The organism is Microbulbifer sp. A4B17, from assembly GCF_003076275.1.
GTDB lineage: Bacteria > Pseudomonadota > Gammaproteobacteria > Pseudomonadales > Cellvibrionaceae > Microbulbifer.
Genome location: NZ_CP029064.1, coordinates 1610421 through 1632041 on the forward strand (window position 1 = coordinate 1610421; position 21621 = coordinate 1632041).

27 protein-coding genes are annotated in these 21621 nt (G+C 50.8%); 17 read left to right on the forward strand and 10 right to left on the reverse strand.

Translation table 11 applies throughout. From position 1 onward, the window contains the following. Positions 1–22 precede the first annotated feature (22 nt). Both BTJ40_RS07200 and BTJ40_RS07205 read left to right on the forward strand, forming a co-directional pair. Positions 23–1231, forward strand: a complete 1209-nt coding sequence (locus BTJ40_RS07200; protein ID WP_238152158.1) for an MFS transporter — start codon at positions 23–25, stop codon at positions 1229–1231. A gap of 79 nt (positions 1232–1310) precedes the next feature. Next, positions 1311–1604, forward strand: coding sequence for a DUF3175 domain-containing protein (locus BTJ40_RS07205; RefSeq protein WP_108732448.1), 294 nt, complete (start codon positions 1311–1313; stop codon positions 1602–1604). Positions 1605–1635: 31 nt separating this feature from the next. Here the strand turns inward: BTJ40_RS07205 and sppA are convergent, their stop codons facing one another. The 4 genes from sppA to arsC all read right to left on the reverse strand — a co-directional run bounded on the left by sppA (position 1636) and on the right by arsC (position 4910). Then, complete coding sequence (sppA, locus tag BTJ40_RS07210) at positions 1636–3501, reverse strand: signal peptide peptidase SppA (RefSeq protein ID WP_108732449.1); 1866 nt, start codon at positions 3499–3501, stop codon at positions 1636–1638. Positions 3502–3587: 86 nt separating this feature from the next. Next, on the reverse strand, positions 3588–3935 hold the full coding sequence (locus BTJ40_RS07215) for a DUF2069 domain-containing protein (RefSeq protein WP_108732450.1): 348 nt from the start codon (positions 3933–3935) through the stop codon (positions 3588–3590). A 10-nt stretch (positions 3936–3945) separates the two neighbouring features. Further along, on the reverse strand, positions 3946–4566 hold the full coding sequence (gene wrbA, locus BTJ40_RS07220; RefSeq protein WP_108732451.1) for an NAD(P)H:quinone oxidoreductase: 621 nt from the start codon (positions 4564–4566) through the stop codon (positions 3946–3948). Further along, complete coding sequence (gene arsC, locus BTJ40_RS07225; RefSeq protein WP_108732452.1) at positions 4566–4910, reverse strand: arsenate reductase (glutaredoxin); 345 nt, start codon at positions 4908–4910, stop codon at positions 4566–4568. The genes wrbA and arsC overlap by 1 nt, the downstream gene beginning before the upstream one ends. A gap of 172 nt (positions 4911–5082) precedes the next feature. Here arsC and BTJ40_RS07230 point away from each other — a divergent pair, with 172 nt between their 5' ends. The 12 genes from BTJ40_RS07230 to BTJ40_RS07285 all read left to right on the forward strand — a co-directional run bounded on the left by BTJ40_RS07230 (position 5083) and on the right by BTJ40_RS07285 (position 14258). Next, on the forward strand, positions 5083–6486 hold the full coding sequence (locus BTJ40_RS07230) for a YihY family inner membrane protein (RefSeq protein ID WP_108732453.1): 1404 nt from the start codon (positions 5083–5085) through the stop codon (positions 6484–6486). Next, entirely contained in the window at positions 6458–6865 is a 408-nt protein-coding gene (locus BTJ40_RS22230; RefSeq protein WP_238152159.1) for a TlpA disulfide reductase family protein, read from the forward strand. Before BTJ40_RS07230 ends, BTJ40_RS22230 begins: the two co-directional genes overlap by 29 nt. Positions 6866–6980: 115 nt before the next feature. Continuing rightward, positions 6981–8345: an L-cystine transporter gene (locus BTJ40_RS07240; RefSeq protein WP_108732455.1), complete on the forward strand. Its 1365-nt coding sequence runs from the start codon at positions 6981–6983 to the stop codon at positions 8343–8345. A gap of 148 nt (positions 8346–8493) precedes the next feature. Continuing rightward, positions 8494–8910 carry a hypothetical protein gene (locus tag BTJ40_RS07245; protein WP_108732456.1) on the forward strand — a complete coding sequence of 139 codons (417 nt, stop codon included), beginning with the start codon at positions 8494–8496 and terminating at the stop codon, positions 8908–8910. Between the two features lie 363 nt (positions 8911–9273). Then, positions 9274–9798: an RNA polymerase sigma factor gene (locus BTJ40_RS07250; protein WP_108732457.1), complete on the forward strand. Its 525-nt coding sequence runs from the start codon at positions 9274–9276 to the stop codon at positions 9796–9798. Further along, positions 9795–10181: a hypothetical protein gene (locus BTJ40_RS07255; protein ID WP_108732458.1), complete on the forward strand. Its 387-nt coding sequence runs from the start codon at positions 9795–9797 to the stop codon at positions 10179–10181. The genes BTJ40_RS07250 and BTJ40_RS07255 overlap by 4 nt, the downstream gene beginning before the upstream one ends. Further along, a complete protein-coding gene (locus tag BTJ40_RS07260; protein WP_108732459.1) occupies positions 10165–10404 on the forward strand; it encodes a hypothetical protein in 240 nt (79 codons plus the stop codon). The genes BTJ40_RS07255 and BTJ40_RS07260 overlap by 17 nt, the downstream gene beginning before the upstream one ends. Then, positions 10397–11077 (forward strand): DUF3106 domain-containing protein, encoded by a 681-nt coding sequence (locus BTJ40_RS07265; protein ID WP_157953950.1) that lies wholly within the window; start codon positions 10397–10399, stop codon positions 11075–11077. Before BTJ40_RS07260 ends, BTJ40_RS07265 begins: the two co-directional genes overlap by 8 nt. Before the next feature lie 161 nt (positions 11078–11238). After that, positions 11239–11802 carry a glycine zipper 2TM domain-containing protein gene (locus BTJ40_RS07270; protein ID WP_108732461.1) on the forward strand — a complete coding sequence of 188 codons (564 nt, stop codon included), beginning with the start codon at positions 11239–11241 and terminating at the stop codon, positions 11800–11802. Positions 11803–11867: 65 nt separating this feature from the next. Further along, the gene (locus tag BTJ40_RS07275; RefSeq protein ID WP_157953951.1) at positions 11868–12185 is read left to right on the forward strand and encodes a PepSY domain-containing protein; all 318 of its coding nucleotides are present in this window, start codon (positions 11868–11870) and stop codon (positions 12183–12185) included. Positions 12186–12219: 34 nt separating this feature from the next. Then, complete coding sequence (locus tag BTJ40_RS07280; RefSeq protein WP_108732463.1) at positions 12220–12894, forward strand: response regulator transcription factor; 675 nt, start codon at positions 12220–12222, stop codon at positions 12892–12894. Beyond that, positions 12891–14258: an ATP-binding protein gene (locus tag BTJ40_RS07285; RefSeq protein ID WP_238152160.1), complete on the forward strand. Its 1368-nt coding sequence runs from the start codon at positions 12891–12893 to the stop codon at positions 14256–14258. Before BTJ40_RS07280 ends, BTJ40_RS07285 begins: the two co-directional genes overlap by 4 nt. A 28-nt stretch (positions 14259–14286) precedes the next feature. Here the strand turns inward: BTJ40_RS07285 and BTJ40_RS07290 are convergent, their stop codons facing one another. From BTJ40_RS07290 to BTJ40_RS07310, 5 genes are all read right to left on the reverse strand, one after another. Beyond that, a complete protein-coding gene (locus BTJ40_RS07290) occupies positions 14287–16089 on the reverse strand; it encodes an acyl-CoA dehydrogenase (RefSeq protein WP_108732464.1) in 1803 nt (600 codons plus the stop codon). A gap of 184 nt (positions 16090–16273) precedes the next feature. After that, on the reverse strand, positions 16274–17347 hold the full coding sequence (locus BTJ40_RS07295) for an MJ1255/VC2487 family glycosyltransferase (protein ID WP_108732465.1): 1074 nt from the start codon (positions 17345–17347) through the stop codon (positions 16274–16276). Beyond that, entirely contained in the window at positions 17344–17850 is a 507-nt protein-coding gene (locus BTJ40_RS07300; protein WP_108732466.1) for a phosphatase PAP2 family protein, read from the reverse strand. Before BTJ40_RS07300 ends, BTJ40_RS07295 begins: the two co-directional genes overlap by 4 nt. 375 nt (positions 17851–18225) lie before the next feature. Further along, entirely contained in the window at positions 18226–18447 is a 222-nt protein-coding gene (locus BTJ40_RS07305) for a DUF1653 domain-containing protein (RefSeq protein WP_108732467.1), read from the reverse strand. Positions 18448–18455: 8 nt separating this feature from the next. After that, positions 18456–18776: a DUF3301 domain-containing protein gene (locus BTJ40_RS07310; RefSeq protein WP_108732468.1), complete on the reverse strand. Its 321-nt coding sequence runs from the start codon at positions 18774–18776 to the stop codon at positions 18456–18458. 55 nt (positions 18777–18831) lie between these two features. Between BTJ40_RS07310 and BTJ40_RS07315 the strand changes: the two genes are divergently transcribed. From BTJ40_RS07315 to tmpT, 3 genes are all read left to right on the forward strand, one after another. Then, positions 18832–19527, forward strand: coding sequence for an SDR family oxidoreductase (locus BTJ40_RS07315; RefSeq protein ID WP_108732469.1), 696 nt, complete (start codon positions 18832–18834; stop codon positions 19525–19527). Between the two features lie 366 nt (positions 19528–19893). Then, positions 19894–20403 carry a DUF1097 domain-containing protein gene (locus BTJ40_RS07320; protein ID WP_108732470.1) on the forward strand — a complete coding sequence of 170 codons (510 nt, stop codon included), beginning with the start codon at positions 19894–19896 and terminating at the stop codon, positions 20401–20403. 250 nt (positions 20404–20653) lie between these two features. Then, the gene (tmpT, locus tag BTJ40_RS07325; RefSeq protein WP_108732471.1) at positions 20654–21292 is read left to right on the forward strand and encodes a thiopurine S-methyltransferase; all 639 of its coding nucleotides are present in this window, start codon (positions 20654–20656) and stop codon (positions 21290–21292) included. 19 nt (positions 21293–21311) lie between these two features. Here tmpT and BTJ40_RS07330 read toward each other — a convergent pair whose 3' ends face one another. Further along, a complete protein-coding gene (locus tag BTJ40_RS07330) occupies positions 21312–21620 on the reverse strand; it encodes a GIY-YIG nuclease family protein (protein WP_108732472.1) in 309 nt (102 codons plus the stop codon). Position 21621: the final 1 nt, after the last annotated feature.

Here is a 21621-nt window from a genome sequence, read left to right on the forward strand (position 1 = left end):
CGTATCTAGAATGCCAACCCAATTGCAAAGATTTCTGCTCGGCTACAGCGGCACCTCCCTGGCAACGGGCCTGCAGGTGATATTGCTGCCGTGGATTGCGCTCACAATCGTGGATCTTCCCGCCCTGCAATTGGGTTGGATTCAAGCGTCAGTGCTGCTGCCAAACCTGGTATTTCTGTTGTTTGGTGGCGCTTTGGCGGATAAGCGAGATCCGGCTCTGGTGTCGGCTCTGGCCTGTTTGGGCCTGGCGCTTTGTCATACCGCGCTTTTGCTGTATTTCACTTTCCATGTACTGACTCTTCCCACCCTGATGGTTTACGGCATCTGCCTGGGGGTTTGCAGCGCTTTCCTGCAGCCGGCGCGGGACAACCTGGTACAGCGCAGTGCCCGCAATCGAAAGGGGCAGGCCACGGAGCGGGGTGTGCAAAAAACCGTGACCTGGATGATGTTGGCACAGTACGGCGGCCAGGCGGTGGGTATGCTTCTGGCAAGCCGATTCGACCAGTGGGGCTTGCAGCATTTACTGGGAGTACAGATTGCTGTTGTGTTAGTGGCTTCGCTATTGCTCTACTCACTGCGCCAACCGCAAGTGCGCCGAGAAGCACCTGAGAAACGACCCCATACCATGATTCTGGATGGTCTTGGACAGGCCTGGAAGCACCCGGTTTTGCGAGAACTGACCGCATTGATGGCTTTCAATGGCTTTGTCCATATCGGGGTTTTCCTGGTGGTGTTGCCGCTGCTGGCTGAGGGTTACGGCCGAGGTGCCGGTTACTACGCGACCTTGCAGCTGGCATTTATAGCGGGCACGGTGATCGCGACAGTGACCATGCTGAGACGTGGGCAGGGGAAGGAACCGGGACGGGGAATTTTGATGTGCCTGCTCTACAGCGCTGCACTCTTGATTGCCATCAGCCTGGGGCCCACAAAGTTTGGGCTGATCCTGCTGTGTCTGTGCTGGGGGGCGGTCGCAGCTGCTTCTGCGGGATTGGGGCGAGGCATAGTGCAGTTGCTGGCGCCGGCAGAATATCGTAGTCGCATTATCTCTATTTATCAGTTCGCCCTGTTTGGTTCTGCGGCTCTGGGTGCCCTGGCGGCGGGAGTATTAAGTGAGGTAGCGGCGCCTTTGACCACCTTGTTGTGGGCGGGGATCCTAAGTCTGCTGGCCTTTGCCCTGGTTGCCCTGAGCGGTGCCTTGCGACAGGTGAAAATTACCGATAGTGAGGTGTAGCGGGGATTGAGCTGTCGATGACCAAGTCCATGGGACTCACCATATATTTAACAGGAAGCTGCTGTTGTGGAGGTGCGGTTTGGTCCCAGAGAGAAGCGCCAGGTGGTCACAGAAAGTCACGTCCAGTAGCCATGCACTTCATCTTGAGGAGGGTGTATTTAGCCTGGATGATCCCAAAGCGATAGCCAGATCTCTCAAGGCTGCAGCTGAGGCCAGTGAGCAGCGCAAATCAGAACCTTTCCGTTCGGCTATGTCTATGCTGACCTTCTATATCAACCGGGCCGGTCACCAGTTGCCTGCGCGCAGGCGCAGAATACTGGAGGCAGCCAAAAATGAGTTGCGTGAGCTCTACGGGCGTCCGCGCCGGCATTGAGCCGGCGCAGGCTGGTGATTTATGAAGAGTTTTATGGGGCGAGGCAGGACAGGCAGCGCACGTAGAGCCCACGGGGGTCGCGGAAGCTCTGCAGTTCGCCGATTGGTGCCAAAACCGGTTGTAAGCTGTTTAACCAGGCGCCGAGTGGTAGGTTTGCCTCAAGGCTGGCGGCGATACGCGCGTCCACGTTATCACTCAGGGCGCGCAGGAATTTTTCGCCGGGAGTCAGCTCGCGCTGGATCTCTATTACATCGTATTCTTCGATCTCAGCAAGCTGTGCGGCGTCGGCAATGGCATCGTTGAGATTGCCCAGGTCGTCTACCAACCCCAGGTTTTTAGCTGCGCGCCCGGTCCAGACCTGGCCCTGGGCAATTTTGTGCACTTCTTTGGGGGTGCTGCCACGGGACTCGGCCACAATTCTCAGAAATCTGGCGTAGGTATTGTCGACACCCTGTTGTAGGATGCTAGCGGCCGCCTCCGGCAGAGCGCGATCCAAACGCATGCTGCCGGCGAGATCAGAGGTGCCAACCCCATCGGTGTAGATACCCAGGGCTTCCAGGGAGTCCTCGAAGGTTGGGAAGGCGCCAAATACGCCAATGGAACCTGTCAGGGTTGCGGGAGAGGCCCAGATGCGGTCTCCACCGGTAGCAATCCAGTAGCCGCCGGATGCAGCCAGGCTGCCCATGGAGACAACGACGGGGATATCGGCTTCGCGGGTGGCCAGTAACTCCTGTCGAATAGCTTCAGAAGCAAAAGCGGAACCACCGCCGCTGTCGATGCGCAGAACCAGGGCATCGACTTCTTTCTTGCGCGCCTGAGCGATCAGTTCGCCCAGGCTTTCGCTGCCAATCCTGCCGGCGGGCGCCCGCCCATCGACAATAGATCCACTGGCGGTAATCAGGGCAATCTTATTGGGCTCTTTCTTGGCGGCGACTTCGCTGAGTTTCTGGCTGCGCAGATAGGTAAGGGCATCGATCGCTTTATAATTGCGCTCGTCCTTCTCATCTTCACCAATACTCTTGCGCAACTCCTGGACTGCCAGGTTGCGGCTGGCGAGTTGGTCCACCAGTTTATTGGCCAGTGCGGCCCGAGCCCAGTCGCCTTCGTGCTGCTGTAGCTTTTGCGGCAGCTCGTCGATAAACAGATCGATGCTCTCTGTAGGCAGGTTGCGCAGACCGGTCACCTGTTCGGTGTATTCGCTCCACAGCTCATGCAGCCAGCGCTGGTTGTTCTCGCGGGAGGCGGGAGACATATCGTCGCGGGTATAGGGCTCGATAAAATCCTTGTAATCGCCAACGCGGAATACGTGGAAATTGACTTTGAGCTTTTCCAGTGCACTTTTGTAGTAATTTCGGTAGACGCCAAAGCCGGTGAGCATCACAGAGCCCATAGGATTCAGGTAGACCTTGTCGGCGTGGCTTGCGAGGAAATACTGCGCCTGGGTGTAGTTGTCACCCACCGCGTAAATGGGCTTGTCGGCAGCTTTGAAGCGCTGCAGGGCTGAGCCAATCTCGTCGAGCTTGCTGAGGCTGCCGCCGACCATATTGTCGAGCTCCAGCACCAGTGCGGAAATACGTTTGTCTTGTGCGGCCTTGTCGATGGAGTCGACAAGATCCTTAACTCTGACCTCTGCTGGTCCCTGGGAACCGCCCAGAAAAAAGGGCAGGCCGCTGGTTTGGCTGAGTTCATCCACCAGGAATCCACTTGGAGCCACCCGCAGAGCAGCCCCCTGAGGGACTACCAGCTGTTCGTCCTTGCCAAAAATAGCGATACCCAGGAACACCAGTATTAACAGGAATATCAGGTTGGTAAACACTCGCCTCAGCCAGGTAATTGAGCCGCCAATGGCACCAAAAAAGCTGCGGAAAAGTCCTTTATCATCGGATGAATCAGTCAAACCTCAAAACTCCTTAGTGCACTGAGAGGCAGGCAATGTCTACTAATCTGTTGCGAATTCATAAGCGCTGTGAACTCCGCCGGGGGCTATTGCATGCGATGCCAGCGGCTGCTCATCATTGAAGAAAAGAATAGGATAAGGCTAAGGGCCACCAGTACGCCATCCTGCCAGCCGCGTGTAGGCATCGTTACACCGACAATACTGGCCGTGATATAGAGCAAAAGAATAAAACAGAGCCAAAGATAGCTGCGGTAGCGCTGTTTTATCAATCCGGGCAGTACCAATAGCAGTGGCACAGTTTGCAAGATCCACAGGAAAATTGAGCCGCCTTCGAGGAACAGGTTCCAGGCGACAAACAGCAGGAGCATGCCGATATAGCAGATCCAGTTAATTCGCAGCGCTATCTTGAGCTTGCGCTGTACAGAATCGTTCACACTTTATCCTCTAGTTACCGCCTTCTTGCGGATTATTCAGTGTCTGCGCCAGGTTGCCGACCCGCTTGCCCAGTGCCCGACACAGGGATACTTCGTCATCGGAAAGCGATGTGGCGTGTTCGCCGGACCAGTGTGAGGCACCATAGGGTGTGCCGCCAGTGCGGGTGCGCATTAAGGCGGCCTCGGAGTATGGGATACCGGCGATCAACATGCCGTGGTGCAGCAGGGGTAACATCATGGAAACCAGCGTAGTTTCCTGACCTCCATGAAGACTGCCAGTGGCGGTAAATACCGCAGCAGGCTTACCGGTAAGGCTGCCATCGAGCCAAATATCACTGGTCTGGTCGAGGAAATAGCGCAGCGGAGAGGCCATGTTGCCAAAGCGGGTAGGGCTGCCCATCAGTAGACCGGAGCAGTTGCGCAGGTCTTCGATTGTACAGTAGGGAGCGCCTTCGGATGGGACTGGCGGCTCGCTGGCTTCAGTGTCCGGGGATACGCCGGGCACGGTGCGCAGGCGAGCAGTGATTCCACTGGCCTCTACGCCGCGAGCCAGCTCGGTGGCCATGCGCGCTGTGGCGCCGGTGCGGCTGTAGTAGAGGATAAGGACATAGCCTTCGTTGTCCTGATCCATCAGACCAGCCCCAGGACATTTTCAGGGGGGCGTCCTATCACTGCTTTGTCGCCTTTTGTGACGATCGGGCGCTGGATCAAGATAGGGTTTTGAGCCATTGCATCAATTATCTGGGATTCCGCCAGATCTTTGTCTCTCAGGTTTAATTGCTTGTAAGGCTCTTCGCCAGTGCGCAATAACTGTCGTGCATCAATACCCAGTTTATGTAGTAACTGCTGAATATCCTCAACAGAGGGTGGGGTTTGCAGATAGAGAACCACTTCCGGTTCAATACCGTTATCCTGTAATAATTGCAGGGTTTGGCGGGATTTTGAGCAGCGGGGGTTGTGGTAAATCGTCCACATTGTGGCGGCATCCTGTTACTGTTTGGCGTATTCTAACCGAAGAATGTTGCGGAGTTCTAAGGCGCTTCTGAATAATTACCTCAAACCCCTGTGGGTATTTCAGAGGCTCCCAATCGATTTGGGGTAGAAGTATTGAGGCCTGGGGAGATTTTCCAGATATAGAGAGATCACAATGGGAAGCACCGTGAAGGACTGGGGAAAGCACTGGCTGCGCTTTGCAACGTCGCTGTGGCAGTTGTTCAACGAAAAGGATTGCAGGCAGCGGGCTGCGGCACTCACCTATCTGACACTGTTTGGTATTGTCCCTTTGGTGACGGTCAGCTATGCCATGTTGTCACTGTTTCCGGATTTTGCCGGTTTGCAGAGTAAACTCGAGGATCAGCTGTTCTCTCACTTTTTGCCCCAGAGTGGGCGTGAGGTACAAAAATATATCAGCAGTTTTTCCGAGCAGGCGCAACGCCTGACTGGTGTTGGTATTGCAATGCTGATTATTACCTCTGGCCTGACCTTAAAGGGCATTGAAGGCACTTTTAATTCTATCTGGGATGTGCAGCGGGGGCGCAGTGGTGTCTCCAGTTTTCTTTTGTATTGGGCGATTCTCAGCCTTGGTCCGATCCTCTTGGGCGCAGGCCTGGCGACCAGTACTTATGTACTTTCACAAAAACTATTCCTCGGCGGTGCTGATTCCTTTGAGGTGACATCAGTTTTTATCAGAGTGCTGCCGTTTATCTTCAGCACTATTGTGTTTACCTTGCTGTTTATTGCTGTACCCAATTGTTACGTGCCGCTTCGCCATGGTATTGAGGGGGGAATTATAATTTCGATTGCGTTCGAGATTATGAAGTACCTTTTCGGTTTAATTGTTGCGCGCAGTTCCGTCCAGGCAATCTACGGTGCATTTGCCGTTGTTCCCCTGTTCCTGCTTTGGATTTACTTAATGTGGATTCTGGTATTGGCTGGGTGTGTGCTGGTGCGAACACTGTCCGTTTATCAGGCGGCTACCCAGGAGCGCGAGCACTCAGACCTGGTTGCGATACTTATCGTCCTGTGGCAGATGTATAAAAAATGTAGCCATGGGAAACCACTGAGGGAGAGAGATATCTCTCTAATGGGAATCAAGTTTTCCCAGTGGCGAAGGTTACGAAGAATTCTTCAGGCCAACCGAATGGTGACTCAAACAGATAGGAATGACTATGTGCTATTGAGGGACCTCAATACCGTTCCCCTGGTTGAATTGGCGAGCTGGTTGAGTGCGGAGTGGACGCCCAAAGGTGTTCCTGCTGACTTGGATGAGTTGCCCTGGTATGGCGAGGTGGAGCAGCGCTTTGCCCTCGCCAGGGAGTCTACCAGGGAGCAGCTGGGTATTTCTGTCGGAGAGCTTTTTCAAGAGGCTCGGCAGCAGGAAAATGACGGTAACCCCCTTGAGCTGGGCAACGATGGAGACAGCGGCCAAGGGCAGAATAAGCATGGCAATGGGGGAGGAGTTGAAGTTGAAACACACGATCAAACTGAGGGTGACAAAGGTTCGGGGGGTAATCTTTCTTTTGTTGGCATGCGCAATAAGCGCTTGCGCTAAAGATCCCAACGCACTGAAAGCTGTTGATGGGGAGTTTTTAGATATATCGGGTAAAACCCTGCTGGTTAATTATTGGGCGGAGTGGTGTAAACCCTGTCGAGAGGAAATTCCAGTTTTGAATCAGCTGGCTCACAGTAATAAGGATATTGTGGTCATTGGGATTAATTTCGATGGTCTGTCAGTTGGAGAGATACAACAACAGGCTGACAAGCTGGGTATTGAATTCCCTGTCCTCACTGTAGAGCCTGAGGGTCGTTGGGGACAAGCCAAGCCGGAAGTTTTACCTTCCACATTTATTATTGGTCCTGATGGGCGTTGGCAGAAAACGCTAATTGGTCCGCAGGAGCGCGATGACTTTGTGTCTGCACTCAATCTCTAACACGCTTTAGTCAAATAGCTTTATAAAACTATAACTAACACATCTATAAAGTTGTGGTGGATCGCTGATAGCATGCTGCCACTTTCCATTTTGCTCCGGGTGGGACCCAGATTTTATGCATATCAGCTCCCTTGCATTCCTGCTTTTATTTATTGTCTTCCTGTATGGGCTTTTTCGTTGGCAGAAAGGTCGCAATTCCCTTGCGCCGACAGTGTTGGCTGGATTGATTCTCGGAGTTGTCCTTGGCGGAGTCCTGCAACTTTCCAGGGAGTGGGGGGTTGTGCCAGCAGAGGTCATACCCTGGGTAGAGATGATTGGGGACAGCTACGTTAGTCTGCTGTATTTGCTCGTGATGCCACTGGTACTCACCTCCATATTGGTGGCAGTGGTTAAAGTCAGCCATACCCAGGCATTGGGCAAAATCAGCATTTCGGTTCTGGGTGTACTTTTAGGAACAACGGCGGTGGCGGCCCTGATCGGGGTGGCTATGGCTGAGTTATTTGGACTTTCTGTTGCGGGACTGGTTGAGGGTTCCAGGGAAGCGGCGCGTGCGGAGGTGCTCAATGAGCGGATTGGTCGCGTCACTGACCTCTCAATTCCTGAAATTATTACCTCGTTTGTGCCACGCAATATTTTTCTGGACCTGACTGGTGCTCGTTCCACTTCTGTTATTGCAGTGGTGATATTCGCGGTGCTTCTCGGGTTGGCAGCGCTGGCAGTGCGTCGTGAGTTTCCCGAAGAGGGAGCGGCGATTGAGCGCTTCGTGCACGTGGCTCAGGTCTGGGTCATGAAGCTGGTGCGCCTGGTGATGGCCTTTACACCCTATGGGGTTATGGCTCTGGTCACGGGCTTGATCGCGAAATCCAGTATGGGAGATATTCTTAATTTATTGGGCTTTGTACTGGCTTCCTTTACCGCTATTGGTTTGATGTTTTTAGTACACGGCCTGCTGCTACTGATTAACGGTATCAATCCGCTGCACTATTTCACCAAGGTATGGCCTGTACTGGTCTTTGCCTTCAGTTCCCGCTCCAGCGCTGCAACTATTCCCCTGAATGTAGAGACCCAGGTGGATCAGTTGAGGACTTCTCCAGCTATTGCTAATTTCTCTGCGTCCTTCGGTGCGACTATTGGCCAAAATGGTTGCGCAGGTATCTATCCTGCAATGTTAGCGGTCATGGTGGCTGTGCCAATGGGGATTAATGTGTGGGACCCGGTATGGCTGGCAACTTTAGTAGCAGTTGTAATGATCAGTTCTTTTGGTATTGCCGGTGTTGGTGGTGGTGCTACTTTTGCGGCTTTGGTGGTTTTGCCGGCAATGGGTTTGCCCGTCACCATCGCGGCATTGCTAATTTCTGTAGAGCCCCTGATTGATATGGCACGGACCGCACTGAATGTAAATGGCGCTATGACTGCGGGTACCCTGACCCAGCGTTGGCTTGGCGATGAGGTGCCAGGTCCGGAAGTCGTGGAGGGGTAGGTTAAGAAAGTTATCTTGGCCTCCGATTATTGTTGCCTTTTGATTTTGCCGACTTTTTACAAAGTCCTGTCAACCAGCTCCTGTGCCTGACGTTGTAGTCAGTGCTATTAACCCATTAAGTTTTTTGTTCACGGAAATGGAGCAACTTATGAATAAACTGATAGGACTGTCAGTACTGGCACTAAGTCTTGGTATTCCCCTCTCGCTACAAGCTGAAAGTAGCAGTGATGATGATGGGCATGATCGCGGCGACCGTATAGAAAATCGTCTCGATCAAAAGGGGGATCGTATTGAGGAGCGCCTTGATGATAAGGGCGATCGCATTAATGAGCGCTTGGATCAGCGGTCTGAGCAGGCGGCGGCTAACGGGAGAGATAAATTAGCGGCACATTTGGATCGAAAAGGTGATCGTATCGATAGTCGCCTGGATAATAAGGGTGAGAGAATTAATGAGCGCCTCGATAAAAAGGGCGAGCGAATAGATAATAGATACGATAGTAAGAATGATCGCGGCGAGCGGACAAAAAAACATCGCCATAGATCGCGCGATAACGATAGCAATTAATCATCACTGGTTGTAGCTGGCATTATCTAGTGGGTTGCGGCGAATTGAGGAGCCTTAGAATAATTCCGTAATACCTCTGTGGGCCTTGGAGGCTGCAGAAATCGGGCGCGGCTTGCTGCGAATGGCCTTAATCCCTTTTCAAGATGTAACTCAGCAGCTGTGGCATTCGAAGGCCGTCCTATGGGGAATTTCAGAGTGCTTTATACTCTGCGCTGCGAGTTTTTGAACGGTCAAAATGCTTCCTGTGAAGTCACGCCTTGATTGTGAATGCCCATGAAAACATCGGCATTATGGAATTATTCAGAGCCTCCTCAATGGCCGTAAAAGGATTGCATCCTCGTAAAGGGACCTCAATCGGCTTTTATGGATCAATTTCTCGCTTCGGTAGAAAAGCGGGCATTCACTATGGCGAAATTTGCTGTGGGGAACCGTGATGATGCGCTTGATATCGTTCAGGACTCTATGCTTGCGCTCGTTAAAAGCTATAGTTGTCGAAAACGAGAGGAGTGGCGCCCATTATTTTTTACCATTCTCAATAATCGTATTACCGATTGGCATCGTCGCAAAAAGAACCTGTCCCGCTGGCAGCTATTAAAGGATAAACTTCCCGTTAATAGTGACGATGATGAATGGGATCTAAGTGAATTTCCCGATCCCAATGGCCGCAGCCCAGATAGTGCCCTGATCGGTGAGCGTACGATTAATGCCATTGACCGGGCTATTGAAAAATTACCTCTCCGTCAACAACAGGCTTTTTTATTGCGCTGTGTTGAGGGCTTTGATGTCAGTGAGACAGCGAGGGCCATGGCTTGCAGCGAGGGAAGTGTGAAGACTCACTTGTCTCGAGCACTGCGCAGTCTGCGTGTTCATTTGGAGGCGGTGGAATGAGTGACTTCGGCAAAAGTTCATCGAGTGGCGAGCAGCGTTTGCTTGAGGTTACCAGTGCCGCTGTTGTACGCAGGGAGAGATCCCTCGATACTGAAACCCTGGATGAATTACGTAGAATTCGCGCCGAAGTGCAAGACCGAAAAAATAGCAGGCGCACTTATTTATTCAGCTCTTTGTTTCCTTATTTTTCAGTCGCAGCGGGTTCAGCAGCAATTTTGTTCTTCGTTCTGTGGTGGCCCAACCCCGCTGTAAATATTGATAGCCGCACTGAGCTAATGGTGAGCGGTGACTGGCTACTGGAAGAAGATATGGATATCGAGATGATCGAGGATATGGAGTTTTACCAGTGGTTGGCGGAGGAGCTGGATGGACACTCCTCGTAGTGTTTTATTCAACCTGCTTATGTGTACGCTCATACTTTCCGATACTGCCAGGTCGAAGGAGAGTGAGCCCCTGCCAGAGGATTTCCTGTTTTTTCTGGAAGAGTGGGTGGATGACAAGGGTGATGTTTTGATTCCTGAAGATCCCGAGCTTGCCCAGGGATCCATACAGCTCCAGGAGGATGCCAGCATTAGCGATGTTTGGTTGGGGGGCAATCATGATTAAATTCCTAGTCAAAAATTGCTTGCTGGCAGTCTTGTTGTTTTGGGCGGGTATGGCCTGGTCAGTAGACTGGGAAAGTCTCAGTGAGAATGATCGCCGATTGTTACAGGGCATGGAGCAACGTTGGGCCAATTTGTCGGAAAATCAGCAGGAGAGACTGTTGCGTGGTGCGCGTCGATGGAACTCAATGAGTCCTGAGCAGCGCAACAATGCTCGGCAAAGGTTTGAAAGATGGCAGTCTCTCCCCCAGGAACGGCGTAACCAGCTTCGGGAATCCTACCGTCAGTATCGCGCGCTACCGGAGGGCAGACGTGAAAGTATCCGCGAGGCCCGAGAGAAGTATCAACAAATGTCACCGGAGCAGCGTGAACAGTTACGGCAGCGCTGGCGCGAGGCCAGAAGTGACAGGACTGACCGGGAGAGAACCAGGGGTGATAGACCCCGGGGTGATAGGCGCAGTGAGGATGGGGCCAGGAGAGATAGATCTGGCGAGAACAGACCCAGGGGAAACCGATTGAGAGAAGATCGCCCCAGAGGCGACCGAACAAGGAGTGATAGGTCTGAGAGGGAGCAGATACGGGGAAGAAGATTCCAAGAATCCCGGCCGCGGCGTGATCGTGACACTGATGAGAGCCAAAAGAGTGAAGAAGAGACCGATGGTTCATCTGAAGCGTGAGGATAATACAGCACTCTATAGGGCTTCCAGAGTGTAGAGCCTTGGAGTTGCAGCGCAGTAATGTCTCAGCCAGGCTCACTGGTACACTTAGTTTAATTCAGCGTCTATTCAGATCGCTTTGATTAATCTTACTCCCGTTGATGACAAGCGGGAGATTTATCGTGCAACTCTACAAACAGCTTATCGCAGGTGCGGCAGTAGCGGCACTGGTGGGTCTCAGCTCTACTGCCAATGCCGGCCCTCGGGGCTATGCCGCCGACGGCTATGACTATGCTCGAGTTACCGAGGTTACACCCATCTACACCGATGTTCAGGTTGTCACACCAACTACCCAGTGCCGCGATGAACAGGTCGCCTACCGTGAACCTGCTTCTCCGACAGGTACCTTAGTTGGCGGACTCATCGGTGCGGCAGTCGGGAACAACCTCGGCGGTCACGGTCATCGCGGGCGCCATCATTATCATCGCAGTCACAACCGTGGCGGAGCGACAATTGCTGGGGCCCTGGTAGGCGCCTTGGTGGGCAATCAGATCAGTCGCGCCAATGCCCCGGTCTATTACGCTACCGAGTCCCGCTGCCATATTGTCGATGAATACTCTACGAGAAGGGAATTAGTCGGATACGATGTTCGCTATCGGTATAATGGTCAGGTTTACTTGACTCGCACCGACCATCATCCGGGCGATAGAATCCGGGTCCATGTCGCAGTCTCTCCGGCTCTTTGAGCTCGGCTGAGGGCGGCAGGGAGTTTAAAAAGGGTGGAAAATTGGATATCCACAGGAGCCGCACCGTGAAACTGAATCGTACCTTAATGGGCTTTATTGCTTTTATCGCCGTCTCTTTGCCGGCGCTTTGCAGTGCCTCGGTACACAGCTACCCCACTTATGAGCGGGAGAGTTTCCAGCCCCACTTTTTGCGTGTGCAAGGGGGCGAAATTTCAAGAGACCGGGCTGCTTCGATCGTAAAACAGCGTTTTGGTGGAAAGATCCTCGCCATTTCTGAGACCAAAAAACAGGGGCGAGCGGTGTATCGGGTGAAAGGGCTGTCGGCTAAAAGCCAGGTCTATGTGGTGTTTGTAGATAAGCAGAGCGGCCGTATTTCCCGCTAGCAGAATAATTGCGAGCAGCAATAAGGTAATTACTATGCGCGCACTATTAGTTGAAGATGAAGCATTATTGCGGCAGCAGTTGGCGGAGTCCCTGCGCTCTGCGGGGTACACCGTTGACGAGGCCCCTGATGGTGAGGAGGCGCTCTACCTGGGGCGTGAATACCCCTACGATGTAGCGGTAATGGATCTGGGTTTGCCCAAAATAGATGGTATCCAGGTTATCGAAACACTGCGTCGTGAAGAGAAGCATTTCCCTATCCTGATTTTGACGGCCCGGGGACACTGGCAGGAGCGGGTCTCCGGCCTGGAAGCCGGTGGCGATGATTACCTGGTAAAACCCTTCCACACGGAGGAACTGCTTGCCCGGCTGAATGCTCTGGTTCGCCGTTCTGCAGGGTTCTCTTCACCAACCATTAAAGCCGGCCCAATCGTTCTGGATACCAGTGCGCAAAGAGTTAGCGTTGACGAAGTAGAGCTGGACCTGACTTCGTTTGAGTACAAGGTGCTTGAATACCTGATACTGCATCCGGATGAGGTGGTTTCAAAAACCACCCTGACAGAACATATCTACGAGCAGGACTGTGACAGGGACAGCAATGTGATAGAAGTATTTATCGGCCGCCTGCGCAAAAAAATTGATGCGGCAGCCAAACTTAAACCCATTGAAACTCTGCGCGGCCGTGGCTATCGCTTTGTGATTCCGCAGTGAGATCCGTCGGCTTTCCCTTGGTTTCCTACATACTGGGCTCTTTAAAGGGCCGCCTGGCACTGGTAACCAGCCTCGTACTGATTGGCTTTATTCTTCTTATTTCTGGTGTGCTTGAGCACGCTTATCGAACTTCATTGAATGAAGCCAAGCAGCGGGAGCTGCAAGTCTATATTTATACCTTGCTAGCTGTTGCCGAACCGGAAGGCAATACCCTGATCCTGCCACCGAGTTTGCCCGAGCAACGCTTTAACCAGCCCGACTCAGGCTTGGTAGGGGCTGTTGTCGATCGTGATGGCAAGGTCATCTGGCGCTCAGAATCGGCTCTGGCAATGCCGCAGCTGGAGATCTATCCACTCTCACAGGGGCAGCAATCTTATTCCCGGGTGTCGGTTCCCGGAGAGGAGGGGAGCTTTATCAGTTTCCGCCAGGGGGTGGCCTGGGGGCTGGAAGGTGAGAACCTGTTTACCTTTGCGGTGCTAGAGGATGCGGCTCCGCTTCAGGCTCAAGTGGGGCAATTTCGCTCAACTATGTGGCGTTGGTTGGGGTTGGGAGCGCTGCTGTTAATTTTTGCCCAATGGCTGGTTCTGCGCTGGGGTTTTGCGCCACTGACAGCCCTGGCGGACGCGCTCCAGGAGATTCAGCGTGGCGGTGCAGATCGATTGGAGGGAAATTTCCCCCGTGAGCTGCGGCCACTGACAGATAACTTAAACCTGTTAATTGAGAATGAACGACGCCAGCGGGAAAAGACCCGGCATACATTGGCTGATTTGGCTCACAGCCTGAAGACTCCATTAGCGGTTTTGAAAGGTCTCAATTTTTCTGGCAATTTAAAAACCTCCGGGAAGACACTAGCTGATCAGGTTCAGCGGATGGACAGTATCATCAGTTATCAACTGCAGCGGGCGGTAACCAGTTCGCCGAAATCCATTATACGGGGGACACCGGTCGCGCCGTTGCTGTATAAGATATTGGATGCCCTGGAAAAGGTGTACCGCAGCAAGCCTAGTGATGTCGATAGCTCCTGCGATGAAAACACCCTGTTTTATGGTGATGAGGGCGACCTGATGGAAGTCCTGGGCAACTTGTTGGATAACGCATACAAGTATGGTGATGGGAAGTTAACGGTTTCTATTGAGAATAGGCCGGATGCCCGTAAATTGTTTATTCGAGTTACAGATAATGGCCCGGGTCTTGATAGCGAGAAGTGGGAAGCGGTTACACAACGAGGTGTGCGAGCCGATGAGCAGCAACCGGGACAGGGTATTGGCCTGGCCGTAGTGGTTGATATTGTTGAAAGCTATGAGGGGCAGATTAATGCAGCCCCTTTGCCTCAGGGAGGAACGGAAATTACAGTACAGCTGTAATTTCCGTTTTGTGTGGCAGTTTAATCAATCAGAACCAGTTTTCCTGCATATCGAAGGGGATACTGTTGCCTGATTTCAGCAGCTCGATTGCGGCTTCAGTTTTTGGCAGCTCCCATTCAAAGTAGTATTTAGCAGTATGTAACTTACCCTGATAAAAGTCTTGGGCTTCACCTGCGGGATTATTTTCCAGAGCTTTTTCTGCAACAACCGCCTGTTGCAGCCATAGCCAGGCGACTACGGTACAACCGAACAAATCCAGGTAAAGAGTGGCATTACCCAAGCCGCGGTCCACATCATCCTGAAGCTGGGAAAATAACGCAAAGCTGGTAGCGTCCAGTTTTTCCAGCGCCTCTTCCAGCATTTTGGCCATGGATTCAAGTTTAGGTTTGTCCCTGGCTCGCATAATCGTATTGCGAATTTCTGCCTGCAGTAGCTGATAACCAGCAAGGTTCTTTGCGGGCACTTTTCGACCGAGTAAGTCCAGAGCGTGAATGCCTTCGGTGCCCTCGTGAATTGCGTTAAGGCGATTATCGCGATACATCTGTTCTACGGGGTATTCGCGAATATATCCGGCGCCCCCCAATACCTGAATCGCCAATTCATTGGCTTTAAGGCAGTATTTTGAAGGCCAGGACTTTACTACCGGAGTGAGCAGGTCTAGAAGTATTGCCGCATTGTTACGCTGTTCTTCTGTAGGGGCTGTGTTCTCATCCTCATACAATGAAGTGGCGTAAATACTTAAGCTCAAACCACCTTCGGCATAAGCCTTTTGCATTAGCAGCATACGGCGCACATCGGTATGTTGAACGATGGGAACCTGCTTGGATTCGGGATCGCGGTTTGAAGGCATACGCCCCTGAGGACGGCCTTTGGCATATTCAAGGGAGTAGGTGTAGCCCTGATATCCAAGTACTGATGCACCTGCACCCACACTGATGCGGGCTTCGTTCATCATCTGGAACATATATTTCAAGCCATGATGGGGTTCACCAATAAGGTAGCCTGTCGCACCGCCGTCCTCACCAAAGCTCAATACTGTTGAAGTGGTGTTGCGATAGCCCATCTTATGCAGTAAACCAGCGAGTTTTACATCGTTGCGTTTTGAGGATTGACCCTGCTCATCCAGCAAAAATTTTGGTACCAGGAAAAGTGATATCCCCTTTACGCCTGCAGGGGCACCTTTTATTTTTGCCAGTACCAAGTGAACGATATTTTCGGTGAGATTCTGATCGCCACCAGATATATACATTTTCTGACCATGGATACGATAGCTACCGTCTTCCTGAGGTGTGGCACTCGTGCGAATGTCTGATAGAGCCGAGCCCTGGTCTGGTTCAGTCAGTGCCATAGTTCCGGCAAAACGCCCGTCCTGCATTTGGGGAAGAAATTGATTTTTCAGCGATTCGCTGGCGAAAGTACGTATCAGATTAGCCGCCCCAATAGTCAGGAATGGATAGCTGGCGCTGGCAATATTTGCAGCCGCCATATACGCGAGAGCTGTACGTAAAATAACTTCCGGCAGTTGTAGGCCACCTTCTTCAGCATCGCAGTGTGCAGAGAGAAATCCTGCTGAGGCGAAAGCATCCCACGATTGTTTGGTTTCTTCGATGACACTAACGTTTTCGCCATCATAGCTCGGCTCATTCGCATCGCCTTTGGCATTGTGGTTAGCAAAAAACTTTTCTGCAATGGTATGGGCAGTATTCAGTGTTGCGTCAAAAATCTCACGGGAATGATCGCTGTACCGGGGGCGATTAATAAGGTCCTCGGTATCCAAGAATTCGTAAAGTAAAAAGTTGATTTCACGCTCATTGAGTAACTGATGGGCCATGTTTACCTCTTACATTATTCTTTTTGGGTAATTCGTTAAATTTGCAGCCGGCATTCCAGCAAGAATTTTTCTAGAAAACCACAGCTGAAGTCTATAAGTAAACGCGTATGAGATGCAGGGGGCAATGACTGATTGTGTGAACAGACTTGGCGATAGTTGGGGGGTTGGCTCATTGGCCCCGTAACTAATCGGATGTTCTTTGAAATATCGGTGCTGCCTCTGCCACCGGTTTTGGTGCTACTTTGCGCCACAACTGGCTAGACAGCTCCGCTGGGCTCTGCCGGCACCCTGAGGCAATCCATCTGCCCAGTGACTCAGCTACATCAGGCCACACTATGCGGATGGGAGGAGGGCAGTTGGTGATCCATTGATCGATTGTGCTGGCATTTATCTGTTTTACTATTGTGGCCAATTGGAGTTGATTGAGCGCTTTCGCATTGGCTTCCTGCTCAAATTGATTGGCGAGAGGCCTGCTGAGAATGGGTTTTCCCAAAGCTAAAGTTTCAGCCAATAATTCAAAACCGCTGTTGCAGATTACCGCTTTTGAACTCGCCAGGTCTTGTTGGAAGCCGTTGATTGCAGGTGCCTTAACTTGAATATTCTCAGCGGTAGGTAAATTGTGAGGCACACCGTAGACGATAAATTGATAAGGCAGCCTGGCAAGCTCATTCAACATTGGAATGGGTTGCTCGAACGGTAAGTAGACTAGAATATGTTCCCCAGGTTCTTGGGAAAACACTGGTGTCTGAGAGATGATCGGCGGCAGGATTGGCTTGCCAAAATGATGCCAATGTAAGCCGATACTTTCCTGTGTTGGAGCAAACGATCTCATTACTGTGCGAGAGATCCATTTATTGCGGGGAGCGGGAATTGAGTAGTCAAAAGCATATTGATGCCCGATACCGATACTGCGTTTTTTCTTCAATTTTGCCGCCCAGGCTGTGACGGGCTCATAATCGCTGATGATTAAATCAAAATTATGTACGGGCAGTTCCCGTATATCTTGGATAAACCTGCCGGCATTTATATTTCGTAGCGTTGCGAAACTATTTAAACGTCCGTGACTGTGTATAAAAGTCATGCCCTCGCGCCACCAGAAATCCCCAAAGGGTTCCATTCCAAACAAGCTTTCTCTTGGGCGGCCCGAAAATAACCACTGTACATCGAGTTCTGGATACTTTTTGAATTGCTTGGCCAGAGCACGGGAACGACTGATGTGCCCATTACCCGTGGATTGAACGCCGTAAAGTATCTTCATAAAAAGGCCGCACTCACGATTAAACCGACACTGGTTCCCAGTATGGCGCCAGCACAAATATCAGATGGAAAGTGAACCCCCAAACCAATTCTGGCTGCCCCCACTCCAGTAGCCCAGATATAGCCAAAGCTCCATATAGGGCTCACCTGGATAGACATTGCGGTTATAAATAGAAAAGCACATGAAGTATGGCCGGATGGCAAGCTGAATCGATCGTGCGCGACAATTACTGAGCGCATCCCTGGGATTGCCTGGGGAGGGCGGAGCCGTCGTGTCGTGTTTTTTATTCCCCAATACAGGCCGCGTTCCAAGGCAACAGCTGTACATGCCAGATACAGTAGTTGAATGGCTGAATTGAGCCATACATAAGTGAAGAAAAGTGCCCCGGCGGCCCATCCATCACCAGATTTGGATAGCCATAAATAGCGCCGGCGTGAGCTGGGGCGCGATGCCCGCTCCACCATATACAGCACTACGGACACATCAAAACTCTTCAGATTCATCGGTAAGCCTCGCATGCCGACAAGTTACAAATCGATTATTGCACGGACTTGACCGATTTATGTCGCAATAATGAAATCTTGATCAGGCAGGAAGGATAGGATGAAATGGCTTTTTTCAAAGATTAGTAATTTTTAAAAGGTAGCTGGCGTGCGATTCTTTTAAAACTTAAATGGAAAGTAATTGTGTTAACGAATGTCAGGAATTTTCGGACTTATTTAAGGGGGCTTAATACGTCTGGTTTTTAATAACTGCTTGATGAGATTGTGGTGAGCCGGGAGATGGTATTGATACCTTGTGTCGCTCAACTTTCATTTATGGGAGGAGGGGTTGGAGGAGATATGCCCCTCCATAAAATAATCGCTGTTTCAGTCAGGTTAGCAAGCGACGTCAAATGCCTGAACTAATTCAAAGCGTGGAATTTCAGAGCCATCCTTGGAAACCGAATCATTAAATAAGCTTTGTGGCCGAACCCAGACGCCATAGCTTCCATACAGGGCCCGGTAAACGATCATAGTTTCTTCGGTTTCACTGTGTTTTGCCGTGTGTAATATCTCGTACAGATTTCCTTTGTAGTGGCGATACAAGCCTCGTTGCATAGGTACCTCTAACTCACGTGATGGGGGGCAAGCTGTAATTGTTCAATACGGTTTCCATGCAGTACAGCGGTGCCTGAGTAACGGTGTTCGCCTGTAGAGGTAAACTCAAACTTATAGCTGCGATGAAGGCTGAAGAAACCTCTTTTATCCTTCTTGATTCGAGTACGTACCAAAAGTACGGTGTCGTCCAGCAATTGGACACCGAGCTGTCGACAGTGTTCAGAGGCGGCTCGCCGGACATGTTCTTTAGCGGCCATACTGGCCCAGATATACCAGAGAACTATAAAGAACAGGGAAAGCCACAGTATGTCGCTGAGAGTGTAATACATTGCTATACAGTTGCTAAGATCGATTTTCCGCAAGAATAACATTTAAGGAGCGTCAATGTCTGGCACCATTTTAATAACCGGTTGTAATCGAGGAATTGGGCTTGAAGTGTGTGCCCAATTTGCTGAAATCGGATGGAAGGTTTTGGCTTGCTGCCGGGAACCTGATCAAGCTGTGGAACTTAAAGCGCTGCAGGAGCGCTTTCCTTCAATGCAGTTGATTCGCCTGGATGTGACCGACTACGAACAGATGATTTCTCTGGGCAAGGCTTTCCAGGGAGAGCCGATTGACATACTGCTCAACAATGCGGGCTATTACGGCCCTAAAGGTGTAGGCTTTGGAGCCGTTGATCGGGGGGAGTGGCTTCGAGTCCTGGAGTCCAACACCATCGCACCTTACATGATGGCTGAAACTTTTTGCGATAATGTTGCTGCAAGCGAGCACAAGCTGATCGCGGTGATGAGCAGTAAGGTTGGCAGTATCGCTGACAATCGCTCTGGCGGCGGCTATATCTATCGGACATCCAAGACCGCCGTTAACCAGGTAGTTAAAAGCCTATCTATCGATTTGGAGCCGAGAGGAATTACCGTCCTGGCTTTGCATCCCGGTTGGGTAAAAACGGCTATGGGTGGGCCAGGAGCACTGATTTCTGCTGAGGAAAGTGTCGATGGACTTAAAAAGCTGCTTTTAACAGCGAGTCTGGCAAAAACTGGTCGATTTTATAACTATGACGGCACTGAAATTCCCTGGTAGCTCCTGTAATCGCCTGTGACAGAATTTTGCTGAGAATCCAATAGAATACGACACCCATATTTAGCATCCGGATTGCTTTGCCAGATTTTGTGGGCAGCCGACTCATTGGGGTTATTTAATCATAATCTTTTTGCATATGGCTGGTGGAGTGGCATCTTGTTAGCCCCATGGCTAGCCATTGTCAGCCGATTGCAAGATTGGGCAAGGATGCGGAAGAAGTTTTCTATCGCCCAAGGTGAGAGCTGCCTGAAAATACCTATTAATCAGGAAGTGGAGTAGTTAAACCCATGCAGAGTATTGGCGGGTTTTACTTTTTAGGCAAGGAATCCTACCTCTTATCAGGGTTTTCTCGAAGGAGTGGAAATCATGAAATGGCTCGGCGTTTTAACCAAGCGTGAAAGCTTATCTCCCCAGTTACTAAAGTCGCCAATCCTGGCAGTACTTATTGTTGCCGCACTGGTGGGATACCTGGGCGGAATGCCCACTTGGGTAGCAGTGCTAGGAGTTATTGCCTACTTCTCCAGAGGGCGTAACTGGCGGGCTGGTGCTTACAACCTGGCCTGTGTGGTCACTGGACTTGGACTGGGTTTGGGGGCTCAAGCTGCGGCCTTCAAATGGCAGATTGACCCAAGTATCCTGGTTGCGCCGATTGCGCTGCTCTTCTCAGTCATCAGTGTTTGGGCAATGGGACTGGTCACAGGTATCAGGAATATTCCCAGCTATGCCATTGGTATTGTCATCGCGTTTCTTGCCCAGTTGGATATCACCCTGGATGCCTACTTCCAGTTAATTGCCACTGTATCTATCGGGGCTGTGTTTGCTGGCTTGATTGATGCTCTGTGGCCGCGCAAGGATAGTGTAGTGAGAACCTGCTAAGCCCTAATTTTCTGCGGTTAGGGCTTTGAGGCAAAAGTAGTTGTTGTTCTGAGTAACATTGTGTAGAGGTTTTGTACAATGTTTAAACGTATTCTGCTATCTACAGCAATGGTATTTGTTACCGCTTTGGCTTTTACTGAGCCTTATGAATCCGAAAATGGTATTGAACTCGAATACTACAGAACACTTCTTCGTTGATGTAAGCTTTTTTCTTTTCTAATTTTTTCATAGTGATTTACGGAGGCCAGTGGTGAAGGAAGAGTTTTGGCACGATAAATGGGAAAGAAATGATATTGGCTTCCATGAGGCTTCAGGAAATTCACTTCTCAATGAGTTTTTTACTGAACTCTCTCTTTCCCCTGGCGATCGTATTTTCTTGCCATTGTGCGGTAAAACCAAAGATATAGCCTGGTTGTTGAAACAGGAGATTTCGGTTGTTGGCTGTGAGCTTAGTGAAGGGGCGGTGGAGCAGCTATTCAATGAGATGTCGGTGGTTCCGAAGGTAAATCAAATTGGCAAGTTAAAGTGCTATTCCAGTGAAAATATCGATATTTTTGTAGGCAATATTTTCGATTTGAGTAGAGAGGAGTTAGGGCCGGTTACAGCAGTTTATGACCGGGCTGCCTTGGTAGCCCTTCCCGGCGATACTCGAGTGCAATACGTAAAACATTTACTAGATATCACTCAGATCGCACCGCAACTACTTATATCATTCCAGTACGAGCAAGCCCTGATGGCGGGCCCGCCTTTTTCTGTTGGTAGTCGCCTGATTTACGAATACTATGATGCTTATTATTGCCTCCAGGCTTTAACGACAAGAACCGTTGTGGGTGGACTTAAAGGAAAAGTTCCAGCCAGAGAGGAAGCCTGGCTGTTAACACCAAAATGACCATCGCTTTTTAGGAATTCTAAATCTCCGGTAGCGAATGACAACCAAGTATCAGCATTTCTTTTTTGGACTTTGGCCACTTTTTAATGGCTAATTCTATTTTCAATGCGGTTGACTTGTCGGGAAGTACAACCGAATACTCAAGACTGAGGGGGCCCTTGCCCCGTAGTGCTTTGGCTGTCTTAGGTCCATTACTGCAGTGCTCGGTAAACCGTCTTTCCATATCATTGGTTATACCGGTATAGAGTGCTCCACTTGCCGTTCGAACGAGATAGAGAAACCAATGTACATCAGGTTCATCTTTCTTTTGTTTTTTTTCAAAATTCATA

Excerpts from the sequence above, each read along its gene's own strand:
- BTJ40_RS07295 (WP_108732465.1), bottom strand. The coding sequence starts at position 17,347 with ATGAAGATACTTTACGGCGTTCAATCCACGGGTAATGGGCACATCAGT.
- BTJ40_RS07230 (WP_108732453.1), top strand. The coding sequence starts at position 5,083 with ATGGGAAGCACCGTGAAGGACTGGGGAAAGCACTGGCTGCGCTTTGCA.
- BTJ40_RS07260 (WP_108732459.1), top strand. The coding sequence starts at position 10,165 with ATGGACACTCCTCGTAGTGTTTTATTCAACCTGCTTATGTGTACGCTC.
- BTJ40_RS07265 (WP_157953950.1), top strand. The coding sequence starts at position 10,397 with ATGATTAAATTCCTAGTCAAAAATTGCTTGCTGGCAGTCTTGTTGTTT.
- BTJ40_RS07320 (WP_108732470.1), top strand. The coding sequence starts at position 19,894 with ATGAAATGGCTCGGCGTTTTAACCAAGCGTGAAAGCTTATCTCCCCAG.
- BTJ40_RS07245 (WP_108732456.1), top strand. The coding sequence starts at position 8,494 with ATGAATAAACTGATAGGACTGTCAGTACTGGCACTAAGTCTTGGTATT.
- BTJ40_RS07330 (WP_108732472.1), bottom strand. The coding sequence starts at position 21,620 with ATGAATTTTGAAAAAAAACAAAAGAAAGATGAACCTGATGTACATTGG.
- BTJ40_RS07255 (WP_108732458.1), top strand. The coding sequence starts at position 9,795 with ATGAGTGACTTCGGCAAAAGTTCATCGAGTGGCGAGCAGCGTTTGCTT.
- BTJ40_RS07290 (WP_108732464.1), bottom strand. The coding sequence starts at position 16,089 with ATGGCCCATCAGTTACTCAATGAGCGTGAAATCAACTTTTTACTTTAC.
- BTJ40_RS07300 (WP_108732466.1), bottom strand. The coding sequence starts at position 17,850 with ATGAATCTGAAGAGTTTTGATGTGTCCGTAGTGCTGTATATGGTGGAG.
- BTJ40_RS07240 (WP_108732455.1), top strand. The coding sequence starts at position 6,981 with ATGCATATCAGCTCCCTTGCATTCCTGCTTTTATTTATTGTCTTCCTG.
- BTJ40_RS07250 (WP_108732457.1), top strand. The coding sequence starts at position 9,274 with ATGGATCAATTTCTCGCTTCGGTAGAAAAGCGGGCATTCACTATGGCG.
- BTJ40_RS07315 (WP_108732469.1), top strand. The coding sequence starts at position 18,832 with ATGTCTGGCACCATTTTAATAACCGGTTGTAATCGAGGAATTGGGCTT.
- BTJ40_RS07310 (WP_108732468.1), bottom strand. The coding sequence starts at position 18,776 with ATGTATTACACTCTCAGCGACATACTGTGGCTTTCCCTGTTCTTTATA.
- arsC (WP_108732452.1), bottom strand. The coding sequence starts at position 4,910 with ATGTGGACGATTTACCACAACCCCCGCTGCTCAAAATCCCGCCAAACC.
- wrbA (WP_108732451.1), bottom strand. The coding sequence starts at position 4,566 with ATGGATCAGGACAACGAAGGCTATGTCCTTATCCTCTACTACAGCCGC.
- BTJ40_RS07280 (WP_108732463.1), top strand. The coding sequence starts at position 12,220 with ATGCGCGCACTATTAGTTGAAGATGAAGCATTATTGCGGCAGCAGTTG.
- BTJ40_RS07305 (WP_108732467.1), bottom strand. The coding sequence starts at position 18,447 with ATGCAACGAGGCTTGTATCGCCACTACAAAGGAAATCTGTACGAGATA.